The 20,047-nt window shown below is 63.2% G+C and carries 19 protein-coding genes; 10 read left to right on the top strand and 9 right to left on the bottom strand.

All coding sequences use genetic code 11. The features are described 5' to 3' along the window. The first annotated feature begins 124 nt into the window (after positions 1-124). The 3 genes from ACN6NG_RS19160 (at position 125) to ACN6NG_RS19150 (ending at position 2,212) form a co-directional block, all read left to right on the top strand. Entirely contained in the window at positions 125-616 is a 492-nt protein-coding gene (locus ACN6NG_RS19160; protein WP_041167788.1) for an HvfA family oxazolone/thioamide-modified RiPP metallophore, read from the top strand. A 74-nt stretch (positions 617-690) separates the two neighbouring features. Further along, positions 691-1,524: an HvfB family MNIO-type RiPP peptide maturase gene (locus tag ACN6NG_RS19155; RefSeq protein ID WP_063427075.1), complete on the top strand. Its 834-nt coding sequence runs from the start codon at positions 691-693 to the stop codon at positions 1,522-1,524. Then, the gene (locus ACN6NG_RS19150) at positions 1,517-2,212 is read left to right on the top strand and encodes an HvfC family RiPP maturation protein (protein ID WP_041168093.1); all 696 of its coding nucleotides are present in this window, start codon (positions 1,517-1,519) and stop codon (positions 2,210-2,212) included. The genes ACN6NG_RS19155 and ACN6NG_RS19150 overlap by 8 nt, the downstream gene beginning before the upstream one ends. Before the next feature lie 35 nt (positions 2,213-2,247). Here ACN6NG_RS19150 and ACN6NG_RS19145 read toward each other — a convergent pair whose 3' ends face one another. The 3 genes from ACN6NG_RS19145 to ACN6NG_RS19135 form a co-directional block, all read right to left on the bottom strand. Beyond that, complete coding sequence (locus ACN6NG_RS19145) at positions 2,248-2,769, bottom strand: HvfX family Cu-binding RiPP maturation protein (protein ID WP_063427073.1); 522 nt, start codon at positions 2,767-2,769, stop codon at positions 2,248-2,250. Between the two features lie 169 nt (positions 2,770-2,938). Continuing rightward, on the bottom strand, positions 2,939-4,225 hold the full coding sequence (locus ACN6NG_RS19140; protein ID WP_063427071.1) for a sensor histidine kinase: 1,287 nt from the start codon (positions 4,223-4,225) through the stop codon (positions 2,939-2,941). Then, positions 4,222-4,962 carry a response regulator gene (locus tag ACN6NG_RS19135; protein WP_016500464.1) on the bottom strand — a complete coding sequence of 247 codons (741 nt, stop codon included), beginning with the start codon at positions 4,960-4,962 and terminating at the stop codon, positions 4,222-4,224. The genes ACN6NG_RS19140 and ACN6NG_RS19135 overlap by 4 nt, the downstream gene beginning before the upstream one ends. A gap of 273 nt (positions 4,963-5,235) precedes the next feature. Between ACN6NG_RS19135 and ACN6NG_RS19130 the strand changes: the two genes are divergently transcribed. From ACN6NG_RS19130 to ACN6NG_RS19115, 4 genes are all read left to right on the top strand, one after another. Next, positions 5,236-5,409 (top strand): hypothetical protein, encoded by a 174-nt coding sequence (locus ACN6NG_RS19130; protein WP_353455055.1) that lies wholly within the window; start codon positions 5,236-5,238, stop codon positions 5,407-5,409. A 71-nt stretch (positions 5,410-5,480) separates the two neighbouring features. Next, positions 5,481-5,714 (top strand): hypothetical protein, encoded by a 234-nt coding sequence (locus ACN6NG_RS19125; RefSeq protein WP_081238160.1) that lies wholly within the window; start codon positions 5,481-5,483, stop codon positions 5,712-5,714. Positions 5,715-6,658: 944 nt separating this feature from the next. After that, positions 6,659-6,934, top strand: a complete 276-nt coding sequence (locus ACN6NG_RS19120; RefSeq protein WP_063427068.1) for a DUF2790 domain-containing protein — start codon at positions 6,659-6,661, stop codon at positions 6,932-6,934. Positions 6,935-6,944: 10 nt separating this feature from the next. Continuing rightward, positions 6,945-7,460 carry a thioredoxin family protein gene (locus ACN6NG_RS19115; RefSeq protein WP_063427066.1) on the top strand — a complete coding sequence of 172 codons (516 nt, stop codon included), beginning with the start codon at positions 6,945-6,947 and terminating at the stop codon, positions 7,458-7,460. 60 nt (positions 7,461-7,520) lie between these two features. On the opposite strand, the gene ACN6NG_RS19110 is transcribed toward ACN6NG_RS19115, so the two are convergent. Together ACN6NG_RS19110 and aroQ are read right to left on the bottom strand one after the other, a co-directional pair. Continuing rightward, positions 7,521-8,369 carry a shikimate dehydrogenase gene (locus tag ACN6NG_RS19110; protein WP_063427064.1) on the bottom strand — a complete coding sequence of 283 codons (849 nt, stop codon included), beginning with the start codon at positions 8,367-8,369 and terminating at the stop codon, positions 7,521-7,523. After that, entirely contained in the window at positions 8,366-8,815 is a 450-nt protein-coding gene (gene aroQ / locus ACN6NG_RS19105; RefSeq protein WP_063427062.1) for a type II 3-dehydroquinate dehydratase, read from the bottom strand. Before aroQ ends, ACN6NG_RS19110 begins: the two co-directional genes overlap by 4 nt. 328 nt (positions 8,816-9,143) lie before the next feature. Between aroQ and ACN6NG_RS19100 the strand changes: the two genes are divergently transcribed. The 3 genes from ACN6NG_RS19100 to ACN6NG_RS19090 are packed head-to-tail and all read left to right on the top strand — an operon-like array spanning position 9,144 to position 14,767. Further along, the gene (locus ACN6NG_RS19100; RefSeq protein ID WP_063427060.1) at positions 9,144-10,397 is read left to right on the top strand and encodes a TolC family protein; all 1,254 of its coding nucleotides are present in this window, start codon (positions 9,144-9,146) and stop codon (positions 10,395-10,397) included. Beyond that, positions 10,390-11,604, top strand: a complete 1,215-nt coding sequence (locus ACN6NG_RS19095; protein WP_474315531.1) for an efflux RND transporter periplasmic adaptor subunit — start codon at positions 10,390-10,392, stop codon at positions 11,602-11,604. Before ACN6NG_RS19100 ends, ACN6NG_RS19095 begins: the two co-directional genes overlap by 8 nt. Positions 11,605-11,620: 16 nt before the next feature. Further along, the gene (locus tag ACN6NG_RS19090; RefSeq protein ID WP_063427057.1) at positions 11,621-14,767 is read left to right on the top strand and encodes an efflux RND transporter permease subunit; all 3,147 of its coding nucleotides are present in this window, start codon (positions 11,621-11,623) and stop codon (positions 14,765-14,767) included. A gap of 114 nt (positions 14,768-14,881) precedes the next feature. Here ACN6NG_RS19090 and ACN6NG_RS19085 read toward each other — a convergent pair whose 3' ends face one another. The 4 genes from ACN6NG_RS19085 to ACN6NG_RS19070 form a co-directional block, all read right to left on the bottom strand. After that, positions 14,882-16,219 (bottom strand): MFS transporter, encoded by a 1,338-nt coding sequence (locus tag ACN6NG_RS19085; RefSeq protein WP_063427055.1) that lies wholly within the window; start codon positions 16,217-16,219, stop codon positions 14,882-14,884. Between the two features lie 151 nt (positions 16,220-16,370). Beyond that, positions 16,371-17,129 carry a hypothetical protein gene (locus ACN6NG_RS19080; RefSeq protein ID WP_474315529.1) on the bottom strand — a complete coding sequence of 253 codons (759 nt, stop codon included), beginning with the start codon at positions 17,127-17,129 and terminating at the stop codon, positions 16,371-16,373. Positions 17,130-17,410: 281 nt separating this feature from the next. Continuing rightward, entirely contained in the window at positions 17,411-19,561 is a 2,151-nt protein-coding gene (locus ACN6NG_RS19075) for a TonB-dependent receptor (RefSeq protein ID WP_063427052.1), read from the bottom strand. Between the two features lie 67 nt (positions 19,562-19,628). Further along, entirely contained in the window at positions 19,629-20,039 is a 411-nt protein-coding gene (locus tag ACN6NG_RS19070) for a DUF2946 family protein (protein ID WP_063427050.1), read from the bottom strand. Positions 20,040-20,047: the final 8 nt, after the last annotated feature.

Raw genomic sequence — 20,047 nt, 5'->3', positions numbered from 1 at the left:
TATCGCACTGTATCTGCCTGTGCTGCAGACCTACTGCCATACAAAAGTGCGCCTGCCACGATACATCCACGACAAACAGCAACGGCCTAATGGCTCCACTTTCCAACCCCCGTGGAGCTGCATCATGACTCAAGCAAAAAACACCCTCGGTCTGCTCGGCGCCGCCCTGATCGGCAGCATGGCATTGAGCAACAGTGCGTTCGCCGTCGAGCCGCTGGCTCAAGGTTACCAACTGGCCTCGGCCAAAGTGGCCGGCGAGGGCAAGTGTGGTGAAGGCAAGTGCGGGGGGAGCGGCAAGGCTTCCCAAAGCGAAGGCAAGTGCGGTGAGGGTAAATGCGGCGCCGGCGCCAAGGCCGGGGCTGAGGGCAAGTGTGGTGAAGGCAAGTGCGGTGACGCCTCGTTCGCCAAAACCGACAGCAATCACGATGGCAAGGTCTCGCGCGATGAGTTTCTGGCGGTGGCCAAGGACCGTGCCCGTGAGTTCGACACGATCGACCGCAACCATGACGGCTTCATCTCCGAGCAGGAAGCGGCGGATCACCTCAAGGCGATTTATCAGGCCAATGGCAAAGCCATGCCTGATGGGTTGTTCAGCCACCTGACCGGCAAGCCCTGACTTTCTACCCCATGAAACGCCACAACGCTCCTCCTGCTGGCCAGGTGGGGCGTTGTGCTGGTTGGAGAACTTTTATGTTTCCTGCGATGTTGAACATCGGGTTAGGCTTGCGTCGTGGCCTGTTGCCGGAACTGCTGGCCATGGAGGCGGGTGCGGTGGACTTTCTCGAGTGTGCGCCGGAAAACTGGATTGCCGTGGGCGGTGCCTATGGCAAGGGCTTGGCCCAGTTGGCGGAGCGCTTCGCTGTCACCTGTCATGGGTTGTCTTTATCGCTGGGTGGCAGTGCGCCGCTGGACCGCCATTTCCTTGAGCAGACCCGGCAGTTTCTCGATCGGTACCAGGTGCGGCTGTACAGCGAGCACCTGAGCTACTGCAGTGATGACGGTCACCTGTACGACCTGATGCCCATCCCGTTCACCGATGAAGCCGTACACCATGTGGCCGCGCGCATACGTCAGGCTCAGGAGCAGCTGGAGCGGCGCATTGCCGTGGAGAACATCAGCTACTACGCCGCGCCGTATCAGGCGATGAGCGAACTCGACTTCATCCGGGCGGTGCTCGAAGAAGCGGATTGTGACCTGCTGCTGGACGTCAACAATGTTTATGTCAACGCCTGCAACCATGGCTACGACGCCCAGCAATTCCTTGCAGGCTTGCCCCCGGCGCGAGTGACCGGGATGCACGTTGCCGGGCATTACGATGAAGCGCCGGACCTCAAAGTGGATACCCACGGGGCAGCCGTGAAGGAGGATGTCTGGGCCCTGTTCGCCAGCGCTTGCGTGCGCTTTGGCGTAAAGCCGACGGTGCTTGAACGTGATTTCAACTACCCGCCCTTGGCCGAACTGTTGGCCGAGACGGCGCGTATGCGTGCTGTGCAATGCGCTGCCGGAGGGCAAGCAGATGAATGAGACCCTGCGTGCGCAGCAGTATGCCTTGGCCCGTCACCTGCGCGACCCACAGCGCCATGCCCCGCCACCCGGCGTCGAGGCCCGGCGCCTGAAGGTTTACCGTGAATTGTTCTATGGTGCCATCGAAGGGTTGCTGGCTGGCAGCTTCCCGGTCATGCGCCAGGTGTTGGGCGAGCAGCGCTGGCACGCCCGAGTACGTGATTTCTACGCCAGTTACCGTTGCCAGACGCCGTTGTTTACCGAAATTGCCGAGACGTTCGTAGACTACTTGCAACGTGTAGCGCTGGACGCCCCTTGGCAGCTGGAGCTGGCGCACTATGAGTGGGTCGAGGCGCAACTGTACCTGAGCGATGCCGAGGACCCGGCGCATGACCCGGGTGGTGACCTGCTGGCGGGAGAGCCGTTGTTGTCTTGTGTGGCGCGGGTGCTGGCCTATCGTTGGCCGGTGGAAAGCATTGGCGTGGACTACCAGCCAACGGCTGCCCCAGCATCGCCGAGCTTGCTGCTGGTTTATCGCGATGCCCGGTTGCAGGTGCGTTTTGCCCGGTTGGCACCTATGGCGTATCGGTTGCTGATGGAGCAGGGGACTGGAAGAGAGCGGCTGCAGGCATTGGGCGGGGATGTGCAGCAAGGGTTGGTATTGTTGGAGGCATTGCGCGAGCAGGGCGTCATTGTCGGAACAGTTTGAAGGCTTTGGGGGCTGCGCAGCACCCCCCCCGACCCTCATCTGCCGAACCGCATGCCAAGCCAATGATCGAGGCTAAGGCGCCCGGCGCCCTTGAGCAGCAGGGGTAGCAACGCCACCAGGTAGATCAATGGCAACTTGTAATTGCCGAAGCCCTGGTCGGTAATGGCATAGCCTTGGGCCAGCTCCGCCAGGCCCGACCAGTGCGCCGGCCAGTGCACTGCCGCTATCGCTACAACGGTTACCACCATCAAACCCAACGATGCCAGCCGGGTACCCAGGCCCAACAGCAGCAGCAACGGCAGCACCAACTCGGCCCACATCGACAGCTGCCAGTTCAGCTCCGGGGGCAGCAGGTTGAAGGGGAACGGGAAGCTGGACTGCAGGTCGGCGAACCAGTTGCTGCCGTTGAATTTTTCCAGGCCGGATTCGAAAAACTCCCAGGCCAGAAATACCCGTAATGGCACGTCGGCACTCCAGCTACCGAGGCGATCAACGGTGGTCAGGCCGGCGAGGGCGGCGGACAGCTTCCAGCCGGAGGGCAAGGTGAAGGCTTTCATCAGGGACTCCCGGGGTGTGGTTGTGTGACCGGGAGTGTGCCGAGGCGGGGTATCTGCAGTGTGTCAGAGGGATGCAGTTGTGTATCTGTTTGTAGAGGCGACCTCGCGTTTTACAGGAACGGCCCGATCCAGATCCAAGGCCGTTCCTGCCAACGATCGCAGATGCACTTCAGGAGAGTTCGATCTGCGCGCACAATCCGCCCTGTTCGCGGTTGCTCAGGGTCAGCCGCCCCCCCATGGCCTGGATCAGCTGGTGGGCAATGGCCAGTCCCAGGCCGGTGCCACCCGTGCTGCGATTGCGTGAACCTTCCACCCGGTAGAACGGCTTGAGCACGTCATCGAGCTCGTCACCGGGTATCCCCGGCCCGTTGTCGAGCACGCGGATTATGGTGGTACTGCCCTCGCGTGATACTTGCAGCTCGGCAGCACCTGCAAACTTCAGGGCGTTGTCGACCAGGTTCACCAGTACCCGGCGCAGCGCATGCGGGCGGGTCTCCAGCAGGGCACCGCTGCTGCCGTGGCGTTCAACCTGGGCGCCGCTGTCCTGGTAGTCGAATACCAGGCTGTCGAGAAAGGCATCAAGGTTGACCCGGCAGGTCGCTTCGGTGCTGCTGTCCATGCTGCGGGCGTAAGCCACGCCTTCGCGCACCAGGTGTTCCATTTCATCCAGGTCGCTTCCGAACTTGTCCTTTTCGACCCCCTCATCCATCACTTCGACCCGCAACTTCATGCGAGTGATCGGTGTTTGCAGGTCGTGGGAAATGGCTGCCAGCAACTGCATGCGTTCCTTGAGGTGGGCAGCAATGCGCGCCTGCAGGGCGTTGAAGGCCACGGCAGCGTAACGCACCTCGCGTGGCCCGCTTTCATCCAGTTGCACGCCGGGTTGGTCCGGGTCGAGGTTGTCCACTGCCTGGGCCAGTCGGGTGAGCGGGCCGATGGCCAGGTGTACCGCCAGCCAGGTACACAGCATCAGCACAGCCAGCTGAATCAGCAGCACCACGGGCAACCAACGGGCTACCGGCACCGGTGCGGGTGTCACGTCGATGGTCAGGGGGGCGCCGTCGGCCAGGTTCAGGTGCGCCTGGAAGTGCGCATTGGGCCCCGGAATTTCCTGGAAGGTCAGGCGGTAGTCGCTGCCAATGGCCTTGACGATCGACGCGGCGGCCATCGGTGGGTCACTGCTGGCCATCGCTTCGCCTGCCAGGCCCTGGTCAAGGCGATAGCGGTAGGTGCGCCGTTCCAGGCGTGGCAGCCAGGCGGCACGCTCGGCTGCAGGCAGGCGATCAAGGATGGCAACCGAAGTCGCCACGTCCTGTTCGAGGTTGCTGAGCATCATCGAGCGGCTGCTGATATAGCGCTCGTAGGCCTGCAGGCCGAACGACAGACCATAAGCCAACACCAGGCCGGTGAAAAAGATCATCGCCAGACGCGAGGCCAGGGTGCGCGGCCATTTCATGAGGGGGACTCGAGCAATTGCACCGGCAGCGAAAACACGTAGCCCTCGCTGCGCACGGTCTTGATGCAGCTGGGCTCGCGGGCGTCGTCGCCCAGGCGCTGGCGCAGGCGGCTGACCAGCAGGTCGATGGAGCGGTCAAAGAGGTCGGCCTCGCGGCCTTGTGTCAGGTTGAGCAGCTGTTCGCGGCTGAGCACCCGCTGCGGGTGGTCGAGAAACACCCGCAACAAGCGGTACTCGGCGCCGCTCAGGGCCACCAGGGTGCCGTCGTTGTCGAGCAGGTGGCGCGCGGTGGTGTCCAGCCGCCATTGGCCGAAGCGCAGCAGGCGGCTGCTTTCGCTGATGGTGAGGTTGGGTGGCAGCATGCGCGTGCGGCGCAGCACGGCATTGATACGGGCCAGCAGTTCGCGGGCAGAGAACGGCTTGGTCAGGTAATCGTCGGCGCCCATTTCCAGGCCGATGATGCGGTCGGTTTCATCGTTGCGGGCCGTCAGCATCAACACGGGGGTGTTGCGGTGCTTGCCGGCGCGCAATTCGCGGCACAGCAGCAGGCCGTCGTCGCCAGGCATCATGATGTCGAGCACGATCAGGTCGACGCTGTTGGCTTCGAGAAAGGCGCGCATCTGCCGGCCGTCGGCGACGATGCTGGTGCGCAGGCCGTTCTTCTTGAGGTAGTTGCCGACCAGTTCGCGGATTTCGCGGTCGTCGTCGACGATCAGGATGTGATCGACGTGTTCCATGCGCAGCGTTCCTGTTCGAGTGGGGTTGGCGCAGTGTACCCGGCACGTTTGCGATTGCCTGCGGGGTTTGTATTGCAGTGTATCTGGCAGGGAAGCCGAACCGTGCCTGGGGCTGGTTGAAGCGGCCCGCGGCCAGCCAGCCCTGTGCTGGCCATTGACCGCCTGGCCGATAAAAGCCGGGTACGCGGCGGGTTCCGAGCCTGATAGCACTACAGAGCGTACAATGATCGTTCGGGTAACTGTCTTTCAGTGGCTCATTACCGAGTAGCCTCCATGCATCAGACATACCCCGGCACAGCCCAAAGAGCCCACGAACGCCTTTGCGAGCAAATCGAAACGTTCCTCCAGCATGGCGGCCATATCCAGCACGTAGCCAGCGGTGTCACCGGTACCCCGTATGGCGTAGCCAAAGCTCAGTGGGGCAAGGAACGTACAGCCAAGCCTTGATGGCCTGCCTTTGCTGCCTGAACCGACCACCATTCGAGCGCTTCAATACCGATTTTTGAAGGGGCACGCCCGTGAGCGAAGAGCCGAGCGACTGCGTAATTGCCGTTTGCATAGGTATTTCTGAACAACAAGTGACCCAATACCGACGGGAGAGCTTTTTGCTGGGTGACGGGTCATGGCTGGTGCATTTCGCTTTTGTCATGCCCAAAGAGCTTCGTCATCAACTCACCGGCAGTTTTACACTCCTGTTGAAGGCCTCACGAGCGCGTGGCGATACCCGCCAGGCCGACGAGCTTGGATCATGAAGCGCTTTAAATACTGCAACAGTGCGCAAAGAATATCGTTGTTATTTTCCTGTTCATGAAGCGCGGCTTATAGATTGTGTCCGGTGGTCTGATACCTGCTTCTTGTTTTCAGGCAGGGCGCATACTCAATAAGCTCAGAATATCTGGGCCTATGAGAGGTGCTTATGTACGGTAAAAACCAGACAGGGCAGGGCTCGCCGGAGAGTGATCCGGAAATTGATCAGGATCGCCAACTGTTGCGCAATGATTGGCTTGTTCAGTCTCCAACTGATGATCGGGAAAATTACATCGATCCTGACCCTGTTACTGAGGCCGAGCCAGTGCCTGCAGCAAAGCTATTGGCCTCGAATGCACCGAGATTCAGCCGCCATTCGGACGGCCCGGATACCCCGTGGAGACGCGCCTGGCTGCACTAGCCCTGTGCTGATAGATCGCATGACAAAGCATGCTTTTTTCCAGCGTTCCACATCTTGAAGAACAATATGAGCCATTGAAATAGGTGGCTCTATCGAGGTTTTTATGAAAGATAAGCAAACCGTTCAAAGCGGTAGTTGCTCGGGTGATGGCGACAATAAATCCACTCAGCGTTCCAGTAAAGGTGAAAACAGAGGACCGTTGACAGAACGTGCATCGAGGGCTGAGTTATACAGCCGTCACGATAAAGTTGAACCTGTGAGTGATAACAAGCGTTAGGTTGTAACTCATTTAATCTATTGTATCCGTTTGTACAGCCGGGGCGCCCTTCATGGGCGCCTTCTTTTTTATAACTACCTGCTTGCGAGGGGTTTTCCATGATTTTGCGATATTTTCCGAAAAGGATGCAGCTACAGGCGGACGCACATCCCGGGGTTGAGTGACACAGACGGGATACTTGGCAGGCGTCAAATGGCTCTCGACCGGGGAACAATACGCCCCACTGCCAAGCGTTTCACAGGAGAGATGCCATGAACTTCAAGACTTTCGCCAGCGCCAGCCTGTTCGCCGTGCTCAGCTTTGGCACCATTGCCGCCCAGGCCGCCACCGCACCCATGGGCGAGGCCGGTGCCATGCAGTACCGCTACGGTGAACACCTGGATGTGAAGAAAGTGCTGTCGGTGCAGGACGACCAGAGCAACGCCTGCGGCCTGGTGAACACCCGTATGGACTACCTCGACTCCAACGGCCATCAGCAGAGCGTGCAGTACCGCACCTATGCCACCGGTGGTTGCCATGAGAATTGATCGCCGCCTGATGCTGAAGGTGGGTGGTATTGCCCTGGCGCTGACGGGGCTGGGGTTGGCCGGGCACCTGATGGCCCGTGACAGCTATGGCGCCATGCCGTCGCTGTCGGGGGCCAGCCAGTGGATCAACTCGACCCCGCTGGATGGGCCAGCGCTGAAGGGGAAGGTGGTGCTGGTGGACTTCTGGACCTGGGACTGCATCAACTGCCAGCGCAGCCTGCCGCATGTGAATGACTGGGCGCGGCGTTATGCCGATCAGGGGCTGGTGGTGGTGGGCGTGCATACGCCGGAGTACGACTACGAGCACGATGTGGGCACCCTGCGAAACAAGGTGGCAGGGCTGGGTATCGGTTACCCGGTGGCGGTGGACAACGACCATAAGGTGTGGAATGCCTGGGGCAACCAGTTCTGGCCGGCGCATTACTTTGTCGACCGCAAGGGGCAGGTGCGCCATGTGCACTTTGGCGAGGGGGATTATGGCGGGCAGGAACAAGTGATACAGGCGTTGCTGGATGAGCGAGGGTGATTCGCCTGTACCGGCCTCTTCGAGGCGTCGAACCGCCGCGAAGAAGCCAACACTTTTCTATCAGGTGAAACTGGCAAAGTGCGCCTGCATCCGCGCCGCATCCGCCTGGCGCCCGCTGAACAGCTCGAACGCCTTTACCGCCTGGAACACCGCCATGTTGCTGCCATCCAGCGTGCGGCAACCCAAAGCCCGAGCCGCACGCAGCAGTTCGGTCTCCAGCGGGAAGTAGATGATTTCCGCAACCCATAATCCCGCATGCAGCAGCTCCACCGGCAGCGGTGTGCCTGGCAGCTTGGCCATGCCGACCGGCGTGGTGTTGACCAGCCCGTCCGCCTTGGCCACGGCTGCGGCCAGGTCGGTGCCGAGCACGGCACGGCCAGCGCCGAAATGGCCATTCAGGTTGTCTACCAAGGCCTGCGCGCGGGCCGCATCCACTTCAAACAGCACCAATTGCTCGACCCCTTCACCCAGCAGGGCGTGAGCCACGGCGGAACCGGCGCCACCGGCACCCATCTGTACCACCTGGCGTCGAGCCACGTCGGGCAGGCCGCGGCGCAAGCCTTCGGCAAAGCCCAGGCAGTCGGTGTTATGGCCGACGCGCTTGCCGTCCTTCAGTACCACGGTATTCACTGCGCCGATGCCACGGGCTTCGTCCGACAGTTCGTCGAGCAGTGGCAGGATCGACTGTTTGAATGGGTAGGTGATGTTCAGCCCGGTGAAGCCTGTGTGTTGCGCGGCGTCGAGCAGGCCGGGCAGGGCGCTGTCCTCCAGTTGCAGCTGGTCGGCATCAATCAGCCGGTACAGGTAGCGCAGGGCCTGAGCGTCACCTTCGTGTTCGTGCAGGGCAGGGGTGCGCGACAGCTGGATGCCGCGGCCGATCAGGCCGGCGAGGATGGCGTGCTGGCTCATGCCGTGCGCTCCTGGAACAGTTCGGCAAAGTGGCTGAGGGCCATGCGGTAGCCATGGCTGCCCAGACCGCAGATCACGCCGACGGCGATGGACGATACGAATGACAGGTGGCGGAACGGCTCGCGCTTGTGCACGTTGGACAAGTGCACTTCGATGACTGGCACTTCGCTGGCCACCAAGGCGTCGCGGATGGCCACCGAGGTGTGGGTCCAGGCGCCGGGGTTGATCACGATACCGGCGCAACGGCCGCGGGCGGCGTGGATCCAGTCGATCAGTTCGCCTTCGTGGTTGGTTTGGCGGAATTCGATTTCCAGGCCGTTGGCATGGGCAGTATCGGCACAGCTCTGGGCCAGGTCAGCAAGGGTTTCGTGGCCGTATTGGGCAGGCTCGCGGGTACCCAGCATGTTCAGGTTGGGGCCGTTAAGCACGAGAATAAGGGGCTTCATGACGAGCATCGCTTTGTTGTTGTTGGATGCATCTAGTTTTGTACCGACTGGTTAGTTTAGTCAATTGGACTAAACCGCTGCATCGGGAAAGTGGGCGATTATCGAACCCTCAGCATGTACATACCCCCTGTAGGAGCAGCCTTGTGCTGCGAAGAGGCCGGTACTGCCGTAGTAGATGTCATGGCATTGCCAGCCTCTTCGCAGCACAAGGCTGTTCCTGCAAAGAGAAATGCAGCTGGATTACAGAATTGTAATTTTCCCGCCACCACCTCGATAACCACGGCTTCCTACAGTGCTTCGCCTACACGCGTCGACGAGGAATCTGTTCGTGCCCATCCCCCGCAAGATCGCCTTGCTCTGCCTGGTGCTGGCCAGTGCCAGCAGCGCCCAGGCCAGTCAGAGCCTGAGCCTGCCCCAGGCGCTCGCCGCCGCCTTTGCGCAAAACCCGGAGCTGGCCGCAGCCGGCCGGGAAATCGGCATTGCCGACGGCGAGCGGCGTCAGGCCGGGTTGCTCCCCAACCCAGAGCTCTCCTGGGAGGTCGAGGACACCCGCCGCGACACCAGCACCACCACCGTCACCCTCAGCCAGCCGCTGGAACTGGGTGGCAAGCGTGGCGCACGGATTGCCGTGGCCGGTACCGGCCAGGCCATTGCCCAGCTTGGCCTGGAGCGCCAGCGCAATGGCCTGCGTGCCGATGTGGTGCAGGCGTTTCACGCCGCCTTGCGCGCGCAGACTGCGCTGGAGCTGGCGCAGCAATCACAGGCATTGACCGAGCGCGGGCTGCGCGTGGTGCAGGGGCGGGTGACCGCTGGCCAGTCCTCGCCTGTGGAGGCCACTCGTGCCCAGGTGCAACTGGCCCAGGCCCAGGCTGAAGTGCGCCGCGCGCAGACCCAGCGCAGTGTGGCCTACCAGGCTCTGGCACGCCTGACCGGTAGCCCGCTGGCAAGCTTCGACCCGTTGCAGGCCGCCAACCTTTCGCCTGGCGTGGCGCCCAGTGCCGACGCCTTGCTCGACCGTGTCGAGCAAACGGTCGAATGGCGTCTGGCTGCTGCCCAGGTCGAGCGCGGCGACGCGTCGCTGGGGTCGGAAAAAGCTCAGCGTATTCCCAACCTCACCGTCAGCCTCGGTAGCCAGTACAGCCGCGAGGACCGCGAGCGCGTGAATGTAGTTGGCCTGTCCATGCCATTGCCACTGTTCGACCGCAACCAGGGCAACGTGCTGGCGGCTGCACGCCGTGCCGACCAGGCGCGTGACTTGCGTAACGCCGTGGAGCTGCGCCTGCGTAGCGAAACCCGCAGCGCCGTCAGCCAGTGGCACACGGCGATGCAGGAGGTGGATGCCTACGACCGCACCATCCTGCCCTCTGCGCAACAGGCCGTGGACACCGCCACCCGTGGTTTTGAAATGGGCAAGTTCGCGTTCCTCGATGTACTCGACGCCCAGCGCACGCTGATCGAGGCCCGCGGGCTGTACCTGGAAGCTTTGGCTGCGGCGACCGACGCGCGGGCGCAGGTCGAGCGGATCTATGGCGACCTCGATGACCTGAGCACCCCCTTGAACAGCAGGAGCAACAATGACTAACCCACGCAAAGTAGCCCTTCTGGTCGCCGCCATCGCCGCGCTCGGCCTGGGCGGGCTGGCCTGGACCGGCAACCTCGGCCAGGCGTCGAATGCGCAGGCCCGGCACGACGACCATGGCGAAGACAGCCACGGCCATGGTTCCGAGAAGGCGGCCGAAGGCCATGCCGAGGAAGGGCACGACGAAGAAGAGGGCCAGTTGCACCTGTCCGTCGCCCAGATCGAGGCTGCCGGCGTGCAGCTGGCTGCCGCCGGCCCTCGTGAGTTGGGCACCGCCTTCAGCTTCCCGGGGGAAATCCGCTTCGACGAAGACCGCACTGCTCACGTGGTGCCGCGTGTACCCGGCGTGGTCGAGGCGGTGCAAGCCGAACTGGGCCAGGCGGTGAAACGCGGCCAGGTACTGGCGGTGATCGCCAGCCAGCAGATTTCCGACCTGCGCAGCGAGCAACAGGCCGCCCAGCGCCGCCTTGAGCTGGCGCGCCTGACCTTCCAGCGCGAACAGCAGCTGTGGCAGGAACGCATCAGCGCCGAGCAGGATTACCTGCAGGCGCGCCAGGTACTGCAGGATGCCGAGATTGCCTTGGCCAACGCCCGGCAGAAGGTCGCCGCCGTAGGCCCGGCCGGCGCTGGCAACCGCTATGAGCTGCGCGCACCGTTCGATGCAGTCGTGGTGGAAAAGCACCTGACTGTGGGCGAGGTGGTCGACGAGACCAGCAACGCTTTTATCTTGTCTGACCTGAGCCGGGTCTGGGCCACCTTCGCCGTGGCCCCGCGTGACCTGGACAAGGTGGTGACCGGCCGCAATGTCACGGTCAGCGCGCCGGACCTGGGCGCTCAGGTCGAAGGCAAGGTCAACTACGTCGGCAGCCTGCTCGGTGAGCAGAACCGCGCCGCCACGGTCCGCGCAACCTTGGCCAACCCCAACGGCGCCTGGCGCCCCGGGCTGTTCGTCAATATCGCGGTCAGCGTCGAGCGCTTCAATGCCGCCGTTGTGGTGCCGGAGAGCGCCCTGCAAACCTGGGAAGACCAGACTGTTGTGTTTGCCCGCACCGAGGAAGGCTTCGAAGCCCGCCCGGTGAAGGCCGGCCGCCGCGACGCCGGCCATGTGGAAATTACCAGCGGCCTGGCGGCTGGTACCCAGGTGGCCGCCGCCGGCAGCTTTGTCCTCAAGTCGGAACTGGGCAAGGGCTCGGCCGAGCATAGCCATTGATCACGGGGACACCTGCATGTTCGAACGCCTGATCCAATTTGCCATCGAGCAGCGCCTGGTGGTGATGCTGGCCGTGGTCCTGATGGCCGCGGTGGGTATCCACAGCTACCAGAAACTGCCGATCGACGCTGTACCGGACATCACCAACGTCCAGGTGCAGATCAACACCGCCGCGCCTGGCTACTCGCCGCTGGAGACCGAGCAGCGCATCACCTTCGCCATCGAGACCGCCATGGCCGGCCTGCCAGGGCTGAAGCAGACCCGCTCGCTGTCGCGTTCGGGCCTGTCGCAGGTCACGGTGATTTTCGATGATGGCACCGACCTGTTCTTCGCCCGCCAGTTGGTCAACGAGCGCCTGCAAGTGGCCCGTGAGCAATTGCCCGAAGGCATAGAAGCGGGCATGGGGCCGATCTCCACCGGGCTGGGCGAAATCTTCCTGTGGACCGTGGAGGCCGAACAGGGCGCACTCAAGGAGGATGGCACCCCGTACACCCTGACCGACCTGCGGGTGATCCAGGACTGGATCATCAAGCCGCAGTTGCGCAATGTGCCTGGGGTGGCCGAAGTGAACAGCATCGGTGGCCATGCCAAGCAGTACCTGATTGCACCGGAGCCCAAGCGGCTGGCGGCCTACAAGCTTACCCTCAACGACCTGATCGCGGCCCTGGAGCGTAACAACGGTAACGTTGGCGCCGGTTACATCGAACGCAATGGCGAGCAGTTGCTGATCCGGGCACCGGGCCAGGTGACCTCGGCCGAAGACATCGCCAATATCGTCATTTCCAGTGTTGATGGCACGCCGATTCGCGTCAGCCATGTGGCCGAGGTTGGCCTGGGCGAAGAACTGCGCTCAGGCGCGGCCACCGAAAACGGTCGGGAAGTGGTGCTGGGCACGGTATTCATGCTGGTTGGCGAGAACAGCCGCACAGTGTCCCAGGCCGTTGCCGCCAAACTGGTCGAGATCAACCGCAATCTGCCCAAGGGTGTGGTAGCGGTGACCGTGTATGACCGCACCAACCTGGTGGAAAAAGCCATCGCCACGGTGAAGAAGAACCTGATCGAAGGCGCGATTCTGGTCATCGCCGTGCTGTTCCTGTTCCTGGGCAACATCCGCGCCGCACTGATCACCGCCATGGTCATCCCGCTGTCGATGCTGTTCACCTTCACCGGCATGTTCAGCAACAAGGTCAGCGCCAACCTGATGAGCCTGGGGGCACTGGACTTTGGCATCATCGTCGACGGCGCCGTGGTGATCGTGGAAAACGCCATCCGCCGCCTGGCCCATGCACAGCAACGCCACGGCCGGATGCTGACCCGCAGCGAGCGCTTCCATGAAGTGTTCGCCGCCGCCCGCGAGGCGCGTCGGCCGCTGATTTACGGGCAGTTGATCATCATGGTGGTGTACCTGCCGATCTTTGCCCTGACCGGGGTCGAGGGCAAGATGTTCCACCCCATGGCCTTTACCGTGGTCATGGCCCTGCTCGGCGCCATGATCCTTTCGGTCACGTTCGTGCCGGCGGCCATCGCCCTGTTCGTCACCGGCAAGGTCAAGGAGGAGGACGGCCTGGTGATGCGCACGGCGCGTCAGCGCTATGCCCCGGTGCTGGCCTGGGTGCTGGGCCGGCGCAAGCTGGCGTTTGCCGCCGCGGCTAGCTTGGTGGTGCTGTCCGGGGTCATGGCCAGCCGCATGGGCAGCGAGTTCATCCCCAGCCTCAGCGAGGGCGACTTTGCCTTGCAGGCCCTGCGCGTACCGGGTACTAGCCTGTCGCAGTCGGTGGACATGCAGCAGCGCCTGGAGCAGGCGATCATCGCCCAGGTGCCGGAAGTGGAACGGGTGTTCGCCCGTACCGGTACTGCCGAGATCGCCTCCGACCCGATGCCACCGAACATCTCCGACGCCTATGTGATGTTGCGCCCGCGCGAGCAGTGGGTAGACCCCGGCAAGCCGCGTGACGAACTGATCGCCGAGGTACAACGTGCTGCCGCCAGCGTGCCGGGCAGCAACTACGAGCTGTCGCAGCCGATCCAGTTGCGCTTCAACGAGCTGATTTCCGGCGTGCGCAGCGATGTGGCGGTGAAGTTGTTCGGTGATGACATGGATGTGCTCAACCGCACCGCCGCGCAGATCGCCAGCAGCCTGCAGGGGGTAGCGGGTGCGTCCGAGGTGAAGGTCGAGCAGACCAGCGGCCTGCCGGTGCTGACCATCGACATCGACCGCGACAAGGCGGCTCGCCATGGCCTGAACGTGGGCGACGTGCAGGACGCCATCGCCATTGCCGTGGGTGGCCGCACCGCGGGCACGCTGTATGAAGGTGACCGGCGCTTCGACATGGTGGTGCGCTTGCCGGAAACCTTGCGCACGGATGTGGACGGGCTTTCCAGCCTGCTGATTCCGGTACCGGCCAGTGCTGCAGTGGGCGCTGCGCAAATCGGCTTTATCCCGCTGTCGCAGGTGGCCACGTTGAACCTGCAACTGGGGCCTAACCAGGTCAGTCGCGAGGATGGCAAGCGGGTGGTGGTGGTCAGTGCCAACGTACGGGGGCGTGACCTGGGCTCGTTCGTGGAGGATGCCGAGCAGACGCTGATCCAGCAGGTGCAGATTCCGCCGGGTTACTGGACGCGCTGGGGTGGCCAGTTCGAACAGCTGCAATCGGCAACCGAGCGCCTGCAGGTGGTGGTGCCGGTGGCCTTGCTGCTGGTCATGGCACTGCTGCTGATGATGTTCAACAACCTCAGGGACGGCCTGCTGGTGTTCACCGGGATTCCGTTTGCCCTGACTGGCGGGGTGCTGGCGCTGTGGCTGCGGGATATTCCGTTGTCCATTTCAGCGGGCGTGGGGTTCATTGCCTTGTCGGGGGTGGCGGTGCTGAACGGGCTGGTGATGATCGCCTTTATCCGTAGCCTGCGCGAAGAAGGGCGCCCGTTGCGGGTGGCGGTGGAGGAGGGCGCGCTGACGCGCTTGCGGCCGGTGCTGATGACGGCGCTGGTGGCTTCGCTGGGGTTCATTCCCATGGCGTTGGCGACCGGGACCGGGGCTGAGGTGCAGCGGCCGTTGGCGACGGTGGTGATTGGCGGGATCTTGTCTTCTACCGCGTTGACGTTGCTGGTGTTGCCGGCGTTGTATCAGTGGGCGTATCGGCGCGAGGAGCAGCAGGAGGGCTGAGAGTTTGGGGCCGCCGTGCGGCCCATCGCGACACAAGGCCGCTCCCACAGGATTGCACATTTACCTGTGGGAGCGGCCTTGTGTCGCGATGGGCTGCAAAGCAGCCCCAAGATATCAAACGGTACTACGAGCTCCAGGCTGCACGCGGTCCACTCCCACCTCATCATGCAACGAAATCCGCGAAGTCTCCGGCAACGCCAACCCACCCACCAATGCCACCAACGCAATCACCACCAGGTAAAACGCTGGTGCCAGGCTGCTGCCGGTCTGCCCGATCAGCCAGGTTGCCACCAGCGGCGCCGTACCGCCAAACAGCGTATAGGCCACGTTGTAGGTAATCGCCGAAGCGGTATAGCGGGTGCGGGTGGGGAAGCTCTCCGACAGCAACGCCGCGGTCACCACGCCACTGCACAAAGCCCCCACCGCCAGCAGGATCACCCCCAGCAGTGCGCCGGACATCGAGCCCGAGCTGGCCAGCCAGTACGCCGGGAACACGCACAGCATCACCCACAGGCAGGTAAAGCCAATGGTCTTGCGCCGCCCCACCCGGTCCGAGAATGCCCCGGCCAGCGGGCAGCCGACGGCGGCGAACAGCAGCGCCACGGTGGTTACCAGCAGCGACTGCGCGCGGGTCAGGTTGCCCACCAGTTGCAGGTACGTGGCGAAGTAGGTGGTGAACATGTAGAACGACAGCGCGGTCAGCGAGATGAAAGCCCCCAGGTTGCGAATGACCCGGCCATGGTGACGCAGGGTGTCCTTGAGCGGTGAATGCTCATGTTCCTTGCCCTGGGCGACGGCTTCGCGAAATGCCGGGGTTTCTTCCATGCGCCAGCGCAGGTACAGGCCGACCAGCCCCAGCGGGGCGGCAATCAGGAACGGAACGCGCCAGCCCCAGGCATTCATCGCCTCGGCCGACAGGCTGGCTTCCAGCCCATAGGCGATCACGGCGGCGCAGGCGAAGGCGGAAAAGGTCGAGACCGGCACGAAGCTGCCGTAGAAGGCACGCCTGTCGTTGGGCGCGTGCTCCATCAGGTAGGCGCAGGCCCCCGCGTACTCGCCACCGGCAGAAAAACCCTGAAGGCAGCGCGCCAGGGTCAGCAGCACGGGGGCTGCCAGGCCGATGCTGGCGTAGGTCGGCAGCAGGCCAATCAGCGTGGTGGAGCCGGCCATCAAGAGGATGGTCAGCGACAGGATACGCTTGCGCCCAAGGCGGTCGCCCAGCGCGCCGAACACGATCCCGCCCAGCGGGCGTAGGGCAAATGCCACGGCAAACACCGCGAACGTCTTGAGCAACGCCACGCTGGGGTCTTCGCTGGCAAAGAACTGGCTGGCGATCAGGGTGGCGAGAAAGCCATACACGGCGAAGTCGAACCATTCGACGAAATTGCCGATGGCCGAGGCGGCGATCACCCTGCGCAGGGTGGCGGGGGATACCTCATGAGGTGCGGACATGCGGGTGCTCTCCGGTTCCATTGGCAGCCATGATGAAAGTGGCGCGGTCCGGCCGCGCCATCATTGTTGTGCTTGCCAGTAGATAACCGGGTGCAGGAAGGTGCTTTGTCGAGGGCGACCTCGGGATACCTGATTCAACCGCTGTAACGGTTTACAGCCGGCCGACCTTCCATGGCGCGTATTCCAGCTCGCTGTAGCCTTCGGCTTTGCCGTGCATGTCAGCCTTGAAGCCCGGCAGGCTGCTCAGGTCCAGCACCATGCAGCGGCTGTTGAGTGCGGCTTGCAGCTTGCCATCGAGACGAAAGTCATCCGGCCGGGTAGGGTGGGGATAGATTTGTACCAGGCAACCTTGGACCTTGCCTTGCGCATTCGCCTCATAATAGAGCGAGGCCCTGCCGATGCTGTTTACCGGCTGGTCGCGGAACAGGTGCTGCCAGAAAAACTCACGTTGGGCATTGGCCTGGCGCCGTGGGGTATCTGGCGCCTGGGCGGCAGCGGGCAGATCCACGAACAACGGCGCACGTATTTCCACCGTGCCGTCCTCGTCGCGCATCGACTTGGGCACCACGGGATAGATGGTCTTCCAGCATTGCGCCTCGACCATGCTGGCCAACGCCTTGAAGTCCGAGCGGACCAGGTCGGCAGGCAGCACCTTTTCGTACTTCATCGGTGCGTTGCTGGCTTTGCAACTGACGGGCGCGGAGTGCTGGTCGAGTTTGACATCCAGCATGACCACGCCGACCTGCTTGTCCGTGTCTGCTGTGGCGATGCCCAGCTTCAGGGCTTGTTGGATGTCGCTGACGAAGGTCTGGCGCGCCTGCTTGTCCGCCTCGGGGGCAGGCCGGTTCTGGCAACCCGCCAAGGCAATGAGTGCGGCGGCCACGATAGCCGGAGACAACGATCTGATCACAGAAACTTCCTTGATGTGATGGAACCGGCCCTCATGCCGGCGGTGACAAGAAATTATCACGCGAAATGCGTGAGGACTGCGTGTGGTTTGTATGGATAAATGTGGGACCGACTATTTTCCACCATCACTCAAGTTACCACTCACCCGGTAGGAGCAGCCTTGTGCTGCGAAGAGGCCGGAAGGGCTGAATATCACCTTGTGCTGCAATGGCCTCTTCGCAGCACAAGGCTGCTCCTACAGGTGTCGTGCCCGCTGCCGAGAGTGGGTAACCGAGCTTAAGGTTAGAAGCGCATGTCCAGTGCCAATTCGAAGGTGCGCGGCGGCCCCATGTAGTACTGGCTGTTGTAGGCCTGCTTGGCATATACCTCATCGGTCAGGTTGCGCACCCGCCCGGTCAGCGTGGTGTGCTCATCCAGCCGGTAGCGGGCAAACGCGCCGAACAGGGTGTAGGCCGGGGCCTTGAGGCTGTTGGCGTTGTCGGCATACACCGAGCCCACGTAGCGCCCGTCCGCGCCCACCGACCATGCCGACGACACGCTGTAGGTCAGCCACAGGTTGGCGACATTGGCCGGTACGTTGGTCGGTGCATTGCCCTTGCGTGAAACCGATATGCCGTTGACCGCCTCGTTGAACTCATCGTACTGCGCATCGACATAGGCATAGTTGGCCTCGGCCAGCAGTTTCGGCGTTACCTGCAAGCGCCCGGACAGTTCGACGCCGCGTGAGGTCTGCTGCCCGGCCTGGACTGTGAGGTTGGCGTCGTTCGAGTCGCGCACAGCAAAGTCCTTGCGCACGATCTGGTACAGCGCCAGCGTGGCGGCACCGCGCCCGTCGAGGAAGTCGAACTTGCTGCCCACTTCCCACTGTTCGCCCTTGGACAGGTCGAACAGCCCGACGTTGGAGTAGGTCGCCGCTGCCAGCGAACCGGCCGGTAAATCGGCCGAAGAGCTGTACTGCACGTACACGCTAGCCGAAGGTGTCAACGCATAGGTCAGGCCGATGCGCCCGGACAGCGGTTCCCAGCGCCGTTCGAAATAGGCCGGCGAGGTGGGGGAGACTGCGCCGTAGTTGGTGACCTCCATGTCCAGGTAGTCGTAGCGCAGGGCGGTCAGCAGGGCCAGGCGCTCGGTCAGCTGCAAGCGGTTTTCGGCGAACACTGCGCGGTTGATGACCTCGTGGTGGCGTTGCTTGGTCAGGCCGGCATTCACCCCGGGGATGTCATCGAAGCTGCCGGGGTCGAAGTGCTCGGCATCGACCACGTCACTCCAGCTGGCGGAGGTGGGGTAGAGCGTCTGGCGCATGCGCGAGTACTCCAGCCCCAGCGACCATTGGCTGGCCAGGCCGAGCAGCTGGTTATCGTGGCGCAGCTCGATGCGGTCGCCCAGCAGGTTCTGGTCGTGGCGCTGCAGGTAAGGGCTGCTGCGCTGCACCTTGCCATCGCTGGTGTAGGCGTAGCGCTCAAGGTTGCGGTAATCCCGCTGGGCGTTGTAGTGGTACAGCGTGTTCTGCACGCTGGTGCTGTCGCTGATCTGGTAGTCGAGGATCGAGCGTAGCCAGCGCACCCGTTGCTCATAGCGGCCGTCGGCTACGTTGTAGTTTTCGAAGCGGCGGCTGTTGTCGATCTTCATCGTGCTGCGCCCGGGCAGGATCGGTGAGCCCCAGTAGGGGCTGTCTTCGCGGTCTTCCTGATACTCCAGCGCCAGGGTGTGGGTGAGGTTGGGTGCCAGGTCGCTGAGCAGCGAAAAGGCCAGGCTGTCGGTGTGCCGTTCGTTGCGGTCGACGAAGCCGTTGCCATGCCCGCGGCTGAAGTCCAGACGTGCGAAATGGTGGGCATCGGCGGGGTTGCTGGCCAGCGCCTGGTTGATACCGAACGCCACCTCGCTGTCGTCGAAACTACCATAGCGGATTCGCCCGTCAATGATCTGCTGGTCGCGGCTGGCGAGCTTGGTGATGTAGTTGATCGAGCCGCCCACTGCGCCCGCGCCATGCAGGAACGAAGACGGCCCTCCAATCAGCTCGACGCGGTCGAGTACCCAGGCGTCCACTGGCCGGGTGGCGCTGCTGTAGCCCAGGTTGATGCCGTTGTACAACTGGGTGACCTGGTTCTGGGTAAAGCCGCGATAGGCGACAAAGCCGCCAAAGCCTGGGTTGGCGGAGGCGTTGACGCCGGTCATGGCGTTGACCACGTCCTGGCTGTCTTTGGCGCCGCGTTCTTCGATCAGGCGGCGGTCCGAGACGCTGACCGAGGCGGGCGTTTCCCGCGCGGTCAGGCCAAGGCGCGAACCGGTCCGGATCGGCTCGTCCAGCTGCACGCCGCTGGCGGCGTCGCGTTCGCCGTCGATGGTGGTGGCGCCGAGTTCGACAGGGGCGGTTTCAGCGCAGGCAAAGCTGCAGGTGCCCATGAGGAGCACCAGGGAGGTCTTGCGAAGCATGTTTGTGTGTCTTCCACGCAAAGGTCATGGCTGACGGCGAGCGCGCACGCAGGTGCGCCCGGCTGGGTCAGGCGAAATGAAATACGGCTGCGGGGAAGGCGGCGGGGGAGGCGCGGGGGTTGAGGGCGGGGCGTTGGTAGCGCGGTGGCGGTTGTGCCCAGCTGCGCACGACGATGGGCGAGGTGGCCACGGCCTGCGCCGGGGTGAATGACCAGCCGCCGCTGCTGAGCGGTACGGCCAGGCCAAACGAGGAGCACACCGGGCAGTCGAGCTGGGCCATGTGCTGGTCACCGCCGGCACCGTCCAGGTCGATGGCCACGCCGTGTTCGCTGTTGACCGAGCAGAAGCCGCCTTCAAGGCCGGCCAGGCGCAGGCCACCCATCTGGCCATGGTGCAGGCCGCACAGCAACAGGCTGAACAGGACGCTGGCGTAGAGCGTCCATGCAGTCAGCGTGCGAGTGTGCCGGGTGGTTTTCATGGCGGCGA

This window comes from Pseudomonas sp. TSO6 (assembly GCF_056098905.1).
This window is presented reverse-complemented; position numbering and strand designations above follow the sequence as displayed.